This is a genomic window from Amycolatopsis tolypomycina (assembly GCF_900105945.1).
GTDB lineage: Bacteria > Actinomycetota > Actinomycetes > Mycobacteriales > Pseudonocardiaceae > Amycolatopsis > Amycolatopsis tolypomycina.
In genome coordinates, this window is sequence record NZ_FNSO01000004.1 from 6,296,326 (window position 1) to 6,308,737 (window position 12,412).

Consider the following 12,412-nt stretch of genomic DNA (forward strand, 5'->3'; position numbering starts at 1 on the left):
AAACGCCCGGGAAACGCGGGCCTCGGTTGGGTGGCGGCATGATCACCGCCGCTCCCCCGAAAACCCGCTCCTGGGCGCTCCCGCTCGTCTGCCTAGGCGCCGCCGTCCTCTACGCCTGGAAGATCGGCGACGGCCAGTTCGGCAACACCTACTATTCGGCCGCCGCCAAGTCGATGACGGAGAGCTTCACCAACTTCCTCTTCGGCTCCTTCGACCCCTACGGCGTCGTCACGGTCGACAAACCGCCGTTCGCGCTCTGGCCGCAGGCGCTCTCCGTGCTGGTGTTCGGCTATCACGGCTGGGCGCTCCTGCTGCCGCAGGTGCTCGAAGGCGTCGCCGCGGTGTTCCTGCTGCACCGGACGGTCCGGCGGTGGGCAGGCGAGAACGTCGCCCTGCTCGCCGCGGTCATCCTGGCGCTCACGCCGGTGACCGTGATCATCAACCGCGACAACAACCCCGACACCCTGCTCGTCCTGTTCCTGGTCGCCGCCGCGTACGCGCTGACCCGCGCACTCGAGGACGGGCGGAGATGGCTGTTCTGGTGCGCGTTCTTCGTCGGCTGCGGCTTCCTGACGAAGATGCTCCAGGCGTGGATCGTCGTGCCCGCCTTCGCCGTCGCGTACTTCGCCGGGACGGCCGGGCCGGTCCGGCGCCGGCTCCTCGACCTGCTCGGCGCCGGGGTCGTGCTGGTCGTCTCGTCGTTCTGGTGGATCGCCCTCTACGACTGGTGGCCCGGCACCAAGCCGTACATGGGCGGCAGCGACGACGGCTCCGCGTGGGACCTCGTGTTCGGCTACAACGGCTTCGGCCGCCTCTCCGGCGACGGTGAAGGCGGCGGCATGATGATCATGCGGAACGGGCAGCGGACCATGTCGTCGTTCGGCGGCGACCCCGGGCCCGGCCGGATGTTCAACGACCTCGTCGGCGGGCAGATCTCGTGGCTGCTGCCGCTCGCGCTGCTCGTCCTGGTCGTCATCGGGCGCCGGTGGCGCGACGCCGGCTGGCTGCTCTGGGGCGGCTGGCTGCTGGTGACGACCGCCGTCTTCAGCTTCGCCGGCGGCATCTGGCACCCGTACTACACGACGGCGATGGCGCCGGCCGTCGCCGCGGTCTCCGCCGCCGGCCTCGCGCTGCTGTGGCGGCACCACCGGCGGACCCTGCTGCCATTGGCGATCGCGCTGACCGCGGCCTGGGCGTTCGTGCTGGCGTCGCGGGACACGTCCTTCCACGGCTGGACGCGCTGGGCCGTGCTCGGCACGGCCGTCGCCGCCGTCGCCGGGCTCCTGGCCACGCGCAGCCGGCTGACGCTCGTGGCCGGGCTGGTGCCGCTGCTGCTCACCCCCGCCGTCTGGTCGTCCGCCGCGGCGCAGAGCACCTCCGCCGGGACGCTGCCCGCCGCCGGGCCCGCCACGGGACCCGGGCCGATGCCGCCGCCGTCGCCCGGCGGGCCGCAACCCCGGCTGATGCTCGCGGGCAGCGACGGCAGCACCACGCTGTCCGACGAGCAACGCCGCATCCTCGACTACGCCCGCGCGAACGGCACCGAGATCACCCTGGCGGTGAACGCCGAAGCGGGCACGGTCGCGCCGTTCCTCATCGACTCCGACACGACCGTGATCGGCATGGGCGGCTTCGGCGGCCGCGACGACGCGCCGTCGGTCGCGCAGCTCGACCGCTGGCTCGCCGAAGGCAAGCTGCGGTTCGTGCTGAGCGGCGCGGGTGCCCCGCAGGGCGGGCCGCCGCGGAGTCCCGCGCAGGACGCCCGGCAGCGCTGGATCGACCGGCACTGCACGGTCGTCGACCCGGCGGCCTACGGCGGGCGGGCCCCGGCCGGCCGGGTGCGGCTCGCCGGCGGCGCGGACACCCTCTACCGGTGCTAACGGCGAAGAAGCACCGCCGCGGCGATCATCGGGGCATGCGGGTCCTGGTGGTGGAGGACGAGCCGATGCTCGCGGACGCGATCGCGGAGTGGCTGCGCGAAGACGCCCACGCGGTCGACATCGCCCACGACGGCGGCGCGGCGCTCGAGCGGATCGCCGTGCACAGCTACGACGTCGTCGTGCTCGACCGCGACCTGCCGGTCGTGCACGGCGACGACGTCTGCCACGAGCTGGTGTCGGCGCGGGCGGACACGCGCGTGCTGATGCTGACCGCGGCCGCGGAGGTCACCGACCGCGTCGCCGGGCTGTCCCTCGGCGCCGACGACTACCTGGCGAAGCCGTTCGCGTTCCCCGAGCTGGCCGCGCGCATCCAGTCGCTCGGCCGCCGCTGCCGCCCGGCCGCGCCGCCGGTGCTGCGCCGCTCCGGCGTCACCCTCGACCCGGCGCGGCACGAGGTGTTCCGCGACGGGCGCTACCTGCCACTGTCCAAAAAGGAGTTCGCCGTGCTCGCCGAGCTGCTGCGCGCCGACGGCGCCACCGTGTCCGCCGAACACCTGCTGGAGAAGGCGTGGGACGAGCACGCGGACCCGTTCACCGGCGCCGTCCGGCTGACGATCCTCAAGCTGCGCCGCAAGCTCGGCGACCCGCCCCTGGTGGAGACGGTCACCGGCGTCGGCTACCGCCTCCGGTGAACCTCCGCCTGCGGCTGACCGTGCTCTACGGCGGCCTGTTCCTGCTGGCGGGCGTGGCGCTGCTGGGCGTCACGTACCTGCTGTTCACCCGCCAGGTCGGGCAGCGGGTGACGGTGATCTCGGGCTACCCGCCGCCCGGCGCGCCCCCGCTGCCGTCACTGGAGGCGCTGGACAACCAGGCCCAGCAGCTGCGCGCGGCGGCGGCGACGTCGTTGCTGACGCAGGGCGCGATCGCGCTCGCCGCGGTGGCGGTACTGGCGGCCGGCCTCGGCTGGCTGGTGGCGGGGCGCGCCCTGGCCCCGTTGCGCCAGGTCACGGAATCCGCGCGCCGCATCGCCGCGGCCGCCGACCCGGGCGGGCACGCGCGGATCGCCCTGCGCGGGCCCGAAGACGAGGTGAAGAACCTGGCGGACGCGTTCGACGTGATGGTCGAGCGCCTGGACCGCTCGTTCGACGCGCAACGCCGCTTCGTCGCGAACGCCTCGCACGAGCTGCGCACCCCACTGACGCTGAACCGGTCACTGGTCGAGGTGGCAATGCGCCGCGGCAGCGACGTCCGCGAGCTCGGCGGCAAGCTGCTGCGGATCAACGCCCGCCACGAGCGGCTGATCACCGGGTTGCTGCTGCTGGCGAAGTCGGAGAGCGCACTGACCGAGCGCAGCCCGGTGGACCTGGCAGCGGTGGCGGCGCACGTGGCCCCGGCCTCGGCGGAGCAGTCACTGGCCGAGGCAACGACAATCGGCGACGCGCTGCTCCTGGAACGGCTGGCGCACAACCTGGTGGAGAACGCAACGCGCCACAACGTGCCCGACGGCTGGGTGCGCGTGACGACCAGGTCGGTACCGGGCGGCGTGGAGCTGGAGGTGGCCAACAGCGGACCGGTGATCCCGCAGGAGGAGGTGCCGGCCCTGTTCGACCCGTTCCACCGCCGGGCGCGCGTGGCGGCGGAGGGCGCGGGGCTGGGGTTGTCGATCGTCCGCTCGGTGGCGCACGCCCACGGCGGCGAGGTGGTGGCACGGGCCCGCGAGACGGGCGGGCTGGTGGTGGTCGTGTCGCTGCCGGCGGCGTGAGGCATCGCCGGCTGGCGCATTCGTCGCGGCCGGCTTGGCTTGCCGGGTCGGCACCTCACTGCCGGCGGCGAGAAGTCGCGGCGCCGGGCGGCCTGCCGGGCCGGCACCTCGCTGCCGGCGGCGACAAGTCGCGGCGCCGAGCGGCTTGCCGGTCGTCGCGTTCCCCGCCAGCGCTTGCCGGGCGGCACCCCAGATCCGCGAAGCAGGCGGCCTGCCGGGCCGGCACCTCGCTGCCGGCGGGCGAAATTCGTCGTCGTCGGCTTGGCCTGCCGGACAAGTTTCGGATATTCCGGTGCTTTTCGCCCGCGCCTTCCCCCTACGTCCGCCGTCTCCGCCGACACCGCGGTCGCGGGGGTGATCTCGCGCATCCGCGGCGCGGGCGGCGACGTCTCGGTGTCCGTCGGCGGCTACGGCGGCACCAAGCTCGGGCAGACCTGCGGCACGGTGGCCGCCGCGTACCAGCAGGTCATCACCCAGTACTCGCTCAAGGCGATCGACTTCGACCTCGAAGAGCCCGAGTACGAGAACACGGCCGCGATCGCCAACGAGCTCGGCGCCGCGAAGACGTTGCAGGCGAACAACCCCGGCCTGTTCGTGTCGGTGACCATGCCGGGCACCGCGGCCGGCACCGGCTGGTTCGGCACGCAACTGCTCGACCAGGCCAAGGCGATCGGGTTCACGCCGGACAACTTCTCGATCATGCCGTTCGACGGCGGCTTCACCGGCGGCTCGTCGCAGGTGTCGGCGCTGGAGGCGTTCCACGGCCTGCTGATGTCGCACCTGGGCTGGGACAGCGCGACCGCGTACGCGCACGAAGGCTTCTCCGGCATGAACGGCAAGTCGGACGCGGCCGAGGTGTTCTCCACCGCCGACTTCCAGACGGTGTACGACTACGCGACCGGTCACGGCCTCGGCCGCTTCACGTTCTGGTCGGTCAACCGGGACCGCGCCTGCGTCGGCACGACGGACAACGGTGTCTGCAGCAGACGTCCCGCAGAACGACTGGGACTTCACGAGGTTCAGCGTCCGCTTCGCCGGGGCGACCCCACCGCAGACGACCCCGACCACGACGCCCACCACGCCGGGCGGCGGCTCGTGCGCCGCGGCGGAGTGGGACCGGACGAAGGTCTACGTCAAGGACGACGTCGTCTCGCACAACAGCCACCAGTGGACCGCCAAGTGGTGGACGCAGGGCGAGGAGCCCGGGACCACCGGCGAATGGGGCGTCTGGCAGGACAACGGCGCCTGCTGACCCGGAAGCCTCAGAAGTCGAGGTGGGTGTTCTCGCGCTGGACCTCTCGCGTCAGCGCGGGCACCTCGACGACGTGCCGTCCGGCCTCCCGCAGCAGCTCGGTGCCCCGGGCGTCGACGAAGACGGGCGGCTCGCGCCAGGCGAACACGACCCGCGGGATCCCGGCGTCGAGGATCAGCCGGGTGCAGCTGCGCGGGTGGGAACTGCGGTGGCTGCACGGTTCCAGTGAGCTGTACATGGTCGCGCCGGCCAGCCGCGGGTCGCCGGCGCACTTGGCCAGCGCGGCTTCTTCGGCGTGGTTGTTCGGGTCGCCCTCGCCGGAGTGCCCGGTGGCGACGACCTCGCCATCGGCGTCGGTGATCACGGCGCCGACCCGGAAGGTGTGGCTGGGCGGGCATTCGGCGGCGAGCGCGATGGCTTCCCGGAGGCGCCGGACGTCCCGGCCGGTCGGTTCGGCGGCGGCGCGGTATTCGAGGATCGCCATCCCCTGCAGCTCGTTCGCGGCGGTCAGGACGAGCGGCCGCGGGAAGAGCCCGGGCCCGACGAACTTCGGCGCGTCCGGCTGCCCGACGAAGAACGGCGCGATCGCCAGCCGCAGCTCGTCGGCGAGGCCTTCGGTGAGGAACCGCGTGTGGATCGCCCCACCGCCCTCGACCAGCAGGCGTTCGATGCCGCGCGCGCCGAGGTCGTCGAGGATCCGCCCGAAGTCCGGCGGATCCCCGGCGTCGACGACGGTGGCGACGCCCTTGAGCGCATCAGCGGCCCCGGGCGGCGCGTAGACGATCTTTTCGGTGTCCCCGACGGTGAAGAACTGCGCGTCCGGATCGAGGCCGCGGGTGGTCACGGTGACCTTGGCGGGCTGTTCGGGCTTCCCCCGGTCGAGCCGTTGCCGCCGCAGCTCGGGCGAGCGGACGAGCAGCCGCGGGTTGTCGGCCCGCACCGTCCCGGCCCCGACGAAGACGGCGTCGGCCTCGGCCCGCAGCCGGTCGACGACCGCGAAATCGTCCTCTGTGGACAGAACAAGCCGCTCGGGCGAGGTGTCGTCGAGGTAGCCGTCGAGCGACTGCGCGGCGGACAGCAGAACGTGCGGCCGGGAGATCACCCGGCCCAGTATGCCGTAACGCCGGGGGCGGTCCCCGCGTCCTACGACGTATCCCCCTGTCGTGCCCATCCCCCTGGAGCTTTTCGACCATGACAACGCGAGGCTGGTACAAGGAGCGGACGCTCACCACGGTCGACACGGTCGGCCGGGAAGTGTCGGTGACGACCGGACTCACCCGCGACCCCGAAGGCCGCCTGGTCGCGGCCATCGCCATCAGCGACGGACCGACCGCGATCTACGCGTATTCCGGCAGCACCGGCGAGCCCACCGAGCTGGTCGCCAACGCAGCGGACACGGTCACGGAGCTTCGCAAGCTGGCAGGTGTCCCGCCGGCCCGCTGATACTGAAATTGACACCGCCGCGCCCGGGCTGGTGCTTCGGCGCGCTCCGGCGGGCGCGGGCCACTGCGGTTGCGCGTCACGCCCCGGGCGCGGTCCCGGCCCGGTCCACGGCCTTGAACCGGCCGAGCAGCGCCTGCCCGGCCGGCGAGTCCGCATCGAACGCGATGAGCCCGGCGAGGGCCGCCGCGTCCGCGCATTCCGCCGTCCCGGGCGCGGGAGCTCGGGATGCGGAGGAGTTCGACCCGCCGGATGTCCGCCGCGGCGACCGGGAGGAGCACCGGGGGGGTCAGCCCGGCAGGACCGCGTACTGGCGGACGTAGAGGTCCGTGTACGTCACCGGGCCGCGCGGGCCGGGGACCTTGTCGAGGTTGATGCCGGTTTCCGGGACGGCGAGCAGCTTGAAGCCGTCGAGGAGGCGGGTCGGGGCGTTCCAGAAGACGCCGGTGCCGGTGTAGCCGTCGAAGAAGGCGTCGGCGGCCGACTCGTCCTCGGTGGCGATGCCCGCCGCCAGGCCGGAGGTGCGCTCGTTGGCGATCTCGACGGCGTCGCCGAGCGAGCCGACCTTCGCGACCGTGACGGTCGCCTCGCGGTCGGAGTCCAGCGCCCATTCGTAGCCGATGGGGTGCTCGTGCGGGGCCAGCGACGGGGTGACGCCGCGCTCGGCGAGGGCCTCCGAGAGAGCGGGCCAGGCGTCGTCGTGGATGTCCTCGTGGATGAGGAGCAGGTTCAGCCGGTTGCAGACGCCCAGCCGGTCGAGGCTGGCGTGCACGAGGTCGCGCGCCTTGGTGACGTCCGCCCCGCGGTCGACGTAGAGGACGCCGCCGCCATCGGCGTGGGCGAGGGTGCGCACGCCGTGGACCGCGGCTTCGGTGGCGAGGGCGCGGGTGCTGTCGCCGCTGCCGCGCAGGATGACCAGCGGCACGAGGCCGGGCAGCCGCACGAGCGCGGACGCCGCCTCCCGCTCGACCCGCGGGACGAGCTGGACGCAGTCGGCGTCGATGCCCGCTTCCGCCAGCGCGGGCGCGATGACGACCTCACGCAGCCGCTGTGCCGAACCGAGCGCGGCCGAGCCGGTGCGCAGGACGCCGGCGTTGCGCGACTTGACCAGCTGGGATGCCACGTCGACGGTGACGTTCGGCCGCGCCTCGTAGTTCGCGCCGATGACGCCGACCGGCCGCCGCCGCTCGACCAGCCGCAGCCCATCGTCCAGGGTGGACACCTCGACGGAACGCTCCTGGTGCGGGGCGCCGGCGAGCAGCCGCAGCTGTTCGGCCATGCCGGTGAGACGCTCGGGGGTGATGGTGAGCCGGTCGAGCAGGCCGGCGCTCATCCCGTCGGCCTTCGCGCGCTCGACGTCGGCCTGGTTGGCTTCGAGGATCTCGTCGCGGTGCGCGAGCAGCCGTTCGGCCATCCCGGTGAGGGCGGCATCGACGGCCTGAGCGCTCGCAGCGGCCAGCGACGGCGCGGCCAGCTTCGCAGCCCGTGCGCACTCCTCGACGGCCTTGGCGACCTCGTCCATCGTTTCGTCTCCCTCCGCGCGGACCACCAGTTTGCCGCATGCACGACACCGGCCGGTTGGCGGCTCCACCGCCGGTCACCAGCGGCGGCCGCCGTTCGCCGGTGCGCACCCACGGCCGGGCGGCTTGCGCCGGGACGCCGGGCGGGCGGCTTCCCCGCCGATCGGCGGGACCGGCAGCCGCGATGGGGCCGGCGACGGCGCCCGCCCACGCCACAGCAGCCGCCCACGCCACAGCAGCCGCAACGGCGAACCGGCGACCTGCGCCGACCGGCCAACACCCACCGCGACAGCGGCCATCGACCGGCGCCCGGGCCGGGAGCCGCCGCGACGGCGACCAGCGTCGGCGGCGCTACTTGGCTACGGGCTCCAGGAGCCACAGCGCGCCGGCCAGGAGGCAGCTGATCGTGGCCACCGCGAAGACCAGGATCCACAGGATCGGCGGCACCGCGGTGAGGCGGCCCAGCTGGTCCGCGTCGGAGTCGCGGGCCTGGCCGCGGCGTCGCTTGATCTGCAGCTCGGCCACCGGGCGCACGCCTCCGAACAGCAGGAACCACGTCACCAGGTAGCTGAACGGCGCCTGGACCTCGACCGGCGCGACGAACGCGACCAGTGCGAGCACCGCCGCGCTGGCGACGACCGTGAACACCCCGTAGGCGTTGCGGACCATCACCAGCACGCCGAGCAGCAGGAGCGCGATCAGGACCAGCACCGTGCCGACCAGATCCGCGCCCAGCAGGCTGGCGAACAGCAGCCCCAGGGCCGACGGCGCCAGGTAGCCGGCCATCGCGGTGAAGGCCATGCCCGGCCCCTCGGGCTTGCCGCGCGAGACGGTGACGCCCGAGGTGTCCGAGTGCAGCTTGATGCCCTGCAGGCGCCGTCCGACCAGGACCGCGGCCAGCGCGTGGCCGGCCTCGTGCACCATCGTGACGACGTTGCGCGCGCGCCGCCACGCCGTGCCGCCGACCAGCACGACCAGCAGTGCGACACCACCGGCGACCAGCGTGATCACCGCGGGGGCCTGGGCCTGTTCGAGCAGCGTGGGGTTGGTGGCGGCAGCCGCGTGGAACGCTGACAGGGCGTCACCGGCCGGGCCGCCGAGCGCGAGGGGAACGGGCGAGCTCACCCGGACACCTCACCACAGGCGATATCTGGCTACTGTGAGTCCCCACCGATCGCCGCTTCGCGGGTTCCGGTATTGGGTCGTGACGCTCTCCTCTCTGTTGGGGCGACCAGGATGGACCGGCCGGCGCGCCGAGGCATCGCGGCCCGAACGGGGATCCGACTTCCGGCAAGCGGGCTCAGCCGCCAGCGTGCCGCCACTTACGTCAGGTCATCGCGACTCTCGCATCCGGGCCTCTCCCTCCACGCGGAACAGGAACGACACCCAGCTGCGGAACGGCGCCCAGGCCTGGGCGATCTCCGCCAGTTCCTCGGCTCCCGCCTCCGGGAGGTGGTACGCGTCGCGCAGGATCTCGTGGAGGCGGGTTTCTCCGTGGGGGAACACGTCCGGGTGGCCGGCTCCGCGGATCAGCGTCAGCTCCGCGCTGAAGCGGCCGATGCCCGGCAGCAGCTGCAGCTCCTTCAACGCCTCCTCGGCCGGCATGGCGCGCAACGCCGCCGCATCCAGCTTTCCCTCGGCCGCCGCCTCGGCTATCGCTCGGAGGCGGGGCAGCTTCGAGCCCGGGAGGCCCGGCAGGTACTCCAGCTTCGCCAGTGCCGCCGGGGCCGGGAACGCCCTCAGCCTGCAGCCGCCCACGTCGACCTCCGTGCCGTGGCGCTCGGTCAGGCGACGGCGCAGCCGGACCGCCTGCGTCATCCAGATGCGGTGGCTCAGCACCGCCCAGCACGCCGCCTCGTACGGCGATGCGAACAGCACCGGGCGCAGCCCCGGATGTAGTGCCTGCAGCAGCGACACCACCGGATCGCGGGCGCCGGCCTCCGGGAACGCCGTGCCGTCGATGTCCAGCGAACACATCCGCCGCACCTGGGCCACCACCGCTTCGGTGTGCTCGGCCGGGCCGTGGACCTCGACCGTGACCTCGCCGGGCGATCTCTGCCGCAGCACCGCTCCCACCGGCGTCCATGCGCCCTCCACCGCGAACGCCACCCGGAGTGCGCCGGGCTCGGATTCCGGCTGCCCGGCGGGGGCGAAGCCGGTCAGGAAGCGGGCCGCCGCGGCCAGGTCGAACTCGCCCTGCACCGTGAGCTCGCCGCAGGGGCGGGAAATCGTCGTCATCTTTCCTCCTCGGATCGGATCGGAACCTTGCCTGCGACGTTAGGAAGGGGGACCGACAATTCCGGGGGTCGAACGCCTGAACGCGGATTTGTTCACTCGATCGAGTGGGCGGGGAGTTGGCATACTGCCGGTATCCGAAAGTCAGGAGGACCCGTGCCGACCAGCGCTTCCGACCGCCTCCGGTCCCTGCTCGGGACGCCGGCCGAGACGGAGAACGGCTACCTCGACCTGCTGGGCGCCGCGGACCAGGCCGGTCCGCCGACCGGGCTCACGCAGCGCCTGATGCGCACGACCCTGCTCCCGCAGGTCTACGAGCGGTACTGGCGCCCCGCTCTCGGCCGGGCGCTCAAAGGCCCGCTCGGGCCGAGCATGGCGGGGGAAGTCCGGCTCGCCGTGCGGCACCTCGCCCTGCAACCGGGCCACACCGTGCTCGACGTGGCCTGCGGCACCGGCCGGTTCACCCGCGCGTTCGGCGCGGCCGTCGGCCCGGACGGGCTCGCCATCGGGCTCGACGGCGCCCGCACCATGCTCGCCAAAGCCGTGGCCGAGGGCGGTCCGGACACCGTCGCCTACCTGCGCGCGGATGCGGTGCACCTCCCGCTGAAGCCGTCCACAGTGGACGGCGTCTGCTGCTTCGCCGCGCTCCACATGTTCGCCGAGCCGGAGACCGCGTTGGACTCCTTCGCGCGCGTGCTGAAACCGGGTGGCCGGATCGTGCTGCTGACCAGCGCCCGCCGCAGCCGGCAGCCCGCCCGCCTGCTCGAATCGGCCGGCGGGCTGGTGAGCGGCCAGAAGATGTTCGACCGCGGGGAAATCGCGGCGAACCTGCGCGCCCGCGGCTTCACGGAGATCACCGAGCGGTACGCCGGCGTCACGCAGATCGTGGCGGGCCGGCTCGGCTGAGCACCGCGGATTGTCGGGGGTCCCGGTTAGCATCGCCCCATGACCCACACCGCCCCCGTCCCGCCCGACGACAGCTACCTGCGTTCCCTGGTCGAGGCCACCGCCGACGCCGTCACGGCCGCCGAACCGCTGTCCTCGCCACACACCGGCGCGGACGAGGCGACGCGGGCCGAAGTGACGGCCGCGGTCGAACGCACTTCACCCGATCTGGTGGCGTTGAGCCAAGATCTGCACGGCCACCCCGAAGAGGGGTTCGCCGAGCACCGGTCGGTCCGCGCCCTCGCCGACCTGTTGCACCGCCACGGCCACGAAGCCACGGTCGGCGTCGGCGGGCTCGACACCGCGCTGCGCGTCAGCACACCGGCGCAAGCGGGCCCGCACATCGCGGTGCTCGCCGAGTACGACGCGCTGCCCGGGCTCGGCCACGCGTGCGGCCACAACGTCATCTGCACCACCGCCGCGGGCGGCTTCCTCGGCGCCGCCACCGTCGCCGAGCGGCTCGGCGGCCGCGTCAGCCTGATCGGCACGCCCGCCGAGGAAGGCGGGGGCGGCAAGGAGATCCTCGCCCGCGCCGGCGTGTTCGACGACGTCGACGCGGTGATCATGCTGCACCCGTTCAGCCACGACATCGCGTTGCACCCGTTCCTCGGGCGGCGTCAGCTGGAGATGGTCTTCCACGGCGTCGGCGCGCACGCGAGCGCCCAGCCGTTCATGGGCCGCAACGCGCTCGACGCCGCCGTCGCCGCGTACCAAGGCGTCGCCGCCCTGCGCCAGCAGCTTCCGCAGAGCGATCGCGTCCACGGCGTGTTCACCGACGGCGGCGCCCGGCCCAACGTCATCCCGGCGCGGGCCGCGTTGCTGTTCTACCTGCGGTCCCAGACCCCGGAGACCCTGCGCGACCTCGCCGCGCGCATGACGTCGATCGCCGAAGGCGCCGCGGCGATGACCGGCTGCGGTGTCGAGCTGATCTGGGACGCCCAGGCGGCCTACCTGCCGATCCGGTTCAACACCGCGCTCGCCGGCCGCTGGTCGGCCAACCAAGTGATCACCGGCCGCAAGCCACTGCCACCGGGCATCGTGCCGGAGTCGCTCACCGGCTCGACCGACCTGGGCAACCTGTCGTACCGCATGCCGGCGTTGCACCCCATGCTCGCGGTCTCGGGTCCGACGGTGGCGTTGCACACCAAGGAGTTCGCGGCCGCGGCGGGGTCGGAGACAGGCGACGCGGGAGTCCGGGACGGCGCACTCGGGCTCGCCCTCACCGCCGCCGACTATCTCGGCGACGCCGAGCTGCGGCAGGCCGTGCACGACGAGTTCGAGGCGGCGGGAGGTGCGCTGGACGTCCCGTCGTTCTTCGCCTGACACCTGAGGATCGGCTGAGTTTTCTCAGCTGATTCTTCTCAGCAAAGCCTGAGGT

13 protein-coding genes are annotated in these 12,412 nt (G+C 73.3%); 7 read left to right on the forward strand and 6 right to left on the reverse strand.

Annotated elements, in window-relative coordinates; all coding sequences use genetic code 11:
• The first annotated feature begins 38 nt into the window (after nucleotides 1-38).
• Genes BLW76_RS38430 through BLW76_RS38440 form a run of 3 tightly spaced genes read left to right on the forward strand, consistent with a single transcriptional unit; the run spans nucleotide 39 to nucleotide 3,642 of the window.
• Nucleotides 39-1,880 carry an ArnT family glycosyltransferase gene (locus BLW76_RS38430; RefSeq protein ID WP_091316820.1) on the forward strand — a complete coding sequence of 614 codons (1,842 nt, stop codon included), beginning with the start codon at nucleotides 39-41 and terminating at the stop codon, nucleotides 1,878-1,880.
• Between the two features lie 35 nt (nucleotides 1,881-1,915).
• Nucleotides 1,916-2,572, forward strand: a complete 657-nt coding sequence (locus BLW76_RS38435) for a response regulator transcription factor (RefSeq protein WP_091316821.1) — start codon at nucleotides 1,916-1,918, stop codon at nucleotides 2,570-2,572.
• The gene (locus BLW76_RS38440; RefSeq protein ID WP_091316822.1) at nucleotides 2,569-3,642 is read left to right on the forward strand and encodes a sensor histidine kinase; all 1,074 of its coding nucleotides are present in this window, start codon (nucleotides 2,569-2,571) and stop codon (nucleotides 3,640-3,642) included. Before BLW76_RS38435 ends, BLW76_RS38440 begins: the two co-directional genes overlap by 4 nt.
• 407 nt (nucleotides 3,643-4,049) lie before the next feature.
• On the opposite strand, the gene BLW76_RS50140 is transcribed toward BLW76_RS38440, so the two are convergent.
• The gene (locus BLW76_RS50140; protein WP_244170507.1) at nucleotides 4,050-4,508 is read right to left on the reverse strand and encodes a hypothetical protein; all 459 of its coding nucleotides are present in this window, start codon (nucleotides 4,506-4,508) and stop codon (nucleotides 4,050-4,052) included.
• 107 nt (nucleotides 4,509-4,615) lie between these two features.
• On the opposite strand from BLW76_RS50140, the gene BLW76_RS50145 reads away from it, so the two are divergent.
• Nucleotides 4,616-4,894 carry a carbohydrate-binding protein gene (locus tag BLW76_RS50145; protein WP_244170508.1) on the forward strand — a complete coding sequence of 93 codons (279 nt, stop codon included), beginning with the start codon at nucleotides 4,616-4,618 and terminating at the stop codon, nucleotides 4,892-4,894.
• Nucleotides 4,895-4,904: 10 nt separating this feature from the next.
• On the opposite strand, the gene BLW76_RS38450 is transcribed toward BLW76_RS50145, so the two are convergent.
• A complete protein-coding gene (locus tag BLW76_RS38450; RefSeq protein WP_091316824.1) occupies nucleotides 4,905-5,996 on the reverse strand; it encodes a dihydrofolate reductase family protein in 1,092 nt (363 codons plus the stop codon).
• Nucleotides 5,997-6,085: 89 nt separating this feature from the next.
• On the opposite strand from BLW76_RS38450, the gene BLW76_RS38455 reads away from it, so the two are divergent.
• Nucleotides 6,086-6,337, forward strand: coding sequence for a hypothetical protein (locus BLW76_RS38455; protein ID WP_091316826.1), 252 nt, complete (start codon nucleotides 6,086-6,088; stop codon nucleotides 6,335-6,337).
• 286 nt (nucleotides 6,338-6,623) lie between these two features.
• Here BLW76_RS38455 and BLW76_RS38460 read toward each other — a convergent pair whose 3' ends face one another.
• The 4 genes from BLW76_RS38460 to BLW76_RS38470 all read right to left on the reverse strand — a co-directional run bounded on the left by BLW76_RS38460 (nucleotide 6,624) and on the right by BLW76_RS38470 (nucleotide 10,092).
• Entirely contained in the window at nucleotides 6,624-7,856 is a 1,233-nt protein-coding gene (locus tag BLW76_RS38460) for an aldehyde dehydrogenase family protein (RefSeq protein WP_091316827.1), read from the reverse strand.
• A gap of 75 nt (nucleotides 7,857-7,931) precedes the next feature.
• Nucleotides 7,932-8,153: a hypothetical protein gene (locus tag BLW76_RS48145; RefSeq protein ID WP_143060763.1), complete on the reverse strand. Its 222-nt coding sequence runs from the start codon at nucleotides 8,151-8,153 to the stop codon at nucleotides 7,932-7,934.
• A gap of 52 nt (nucleotides 8,154-8,205) precedes the next feature.
• Entirely contained in the window at nucleotides 8,206-8,979 is a 774-nt protein-coding gene (locus BLW76_RS38465) for a M50 family metallopeptidase (RefSeq protein ID WP_091316829.1), read from the reverse strand.
• A 207-nt stretch (nucleotides 8,980-9,186) separates the two neighbouring features.
• Complete coding sequence (locus BLW76_RS38470) at nucleotides 9,187-10,092, reverse strand: DNA-3-methyladenine glycosylase 2 (RefSeq protein WP_091316831.1); 906 nt, start codon at nucleotides 10,090-10,092, stop codon at nucleotides 9,187-9,189.
• A 153-nt stretch (nucleotides 10,093-10,245) separates the two neighbouring features.
• On the opposite strand from BLW76_RS38470, the gene BLW76_RS38475 reads away from it, so the two are divergent.
• Nucleotides 10,246-10,995 carry a class I SAM-dependent methyltransferase gene (locus BLW76_RS38475; RefSeq protein WP_091316832.1) on the forward strand — a complete coding sequence of 250 codons (750 nt, stop codon included), beginning with the start codon at nucleotides 10,246-10,248 and terminating at the stop codon, nucleotides 10,993-10,995.
• 39 nt (nucleotides 10,996-11,034) lie between these two features.
• On the forward strand, nucleotides 11,035-12,357 hold the full coding sequence (locus BLW76_RS38480; protein ID WP_091316834.1) for a M20 family metallopeptidase: 1,323 nt from the start codon (nucleotides 11,035-11,037) through the stop codon (nucleotides 12,355-12,357).
• The last annotated feature ends 55 nt before the right edge of the window (nucleotides 12,358-12,412 follow it).

What these genes read in the sequence shown, in the direction of transcription:
- BLW76_RS38430 (WP_091316820.1), top strand. Translation starts at nt 39, where the DNA reads ATGATCACCGCCGCTCCCCCGAAAACCCGCTCCTGGGCGCTCCCGCTC.
- BLW76_RS38435 (WP_091316821.1), top strand. Translation starts at nt 1,916, where the DNA reads ATGCGGGTCCTGGTGGTGGAGGACGAGCCGATGCTCGCGGACGCGATC.
- BLW76_RS38455 (WP_091316826.1), top strand. Translation starts at nt 6,086, where the DNA reads ATGACAACGCGAGGCTGGTACAAGGAGCGGACGCTCACCACGGTCGAC.
- BLW76_RS38460 (WP_091316827.1), bottom strand. Translation starts at nt 7,856, where the DNA reads ATGGACGAGGTCGCCAAGGCCGTCGAGGAGTGCGCACGGGCTGCGAAG.
- BLW76_RS48145 (WP_143060763.1), bottom strand. Translation starts at nt 8,153, where the DNA reads ATGGCCGCTGTCGCGGTGGGTGTTGGCCGGTCGGCGCAGGTCGCCGGT.
- BLW76_RS38470 (WP_091316831.1), bottom strand. Translation starts at nt 10,092, where the DNA reads ATGACGACGATTTCCCGCCCCTGCGGCGAGCTCACGGTGCAGGGCGAG.
- BLW76_RS38480 (WP_091316834.1), top strand. Translation starts at nt 11,035, where the DNA reads ATGACCCACACCGCCCCCGTCCCGCCCGACGACAGCTACCTGCGTTCC.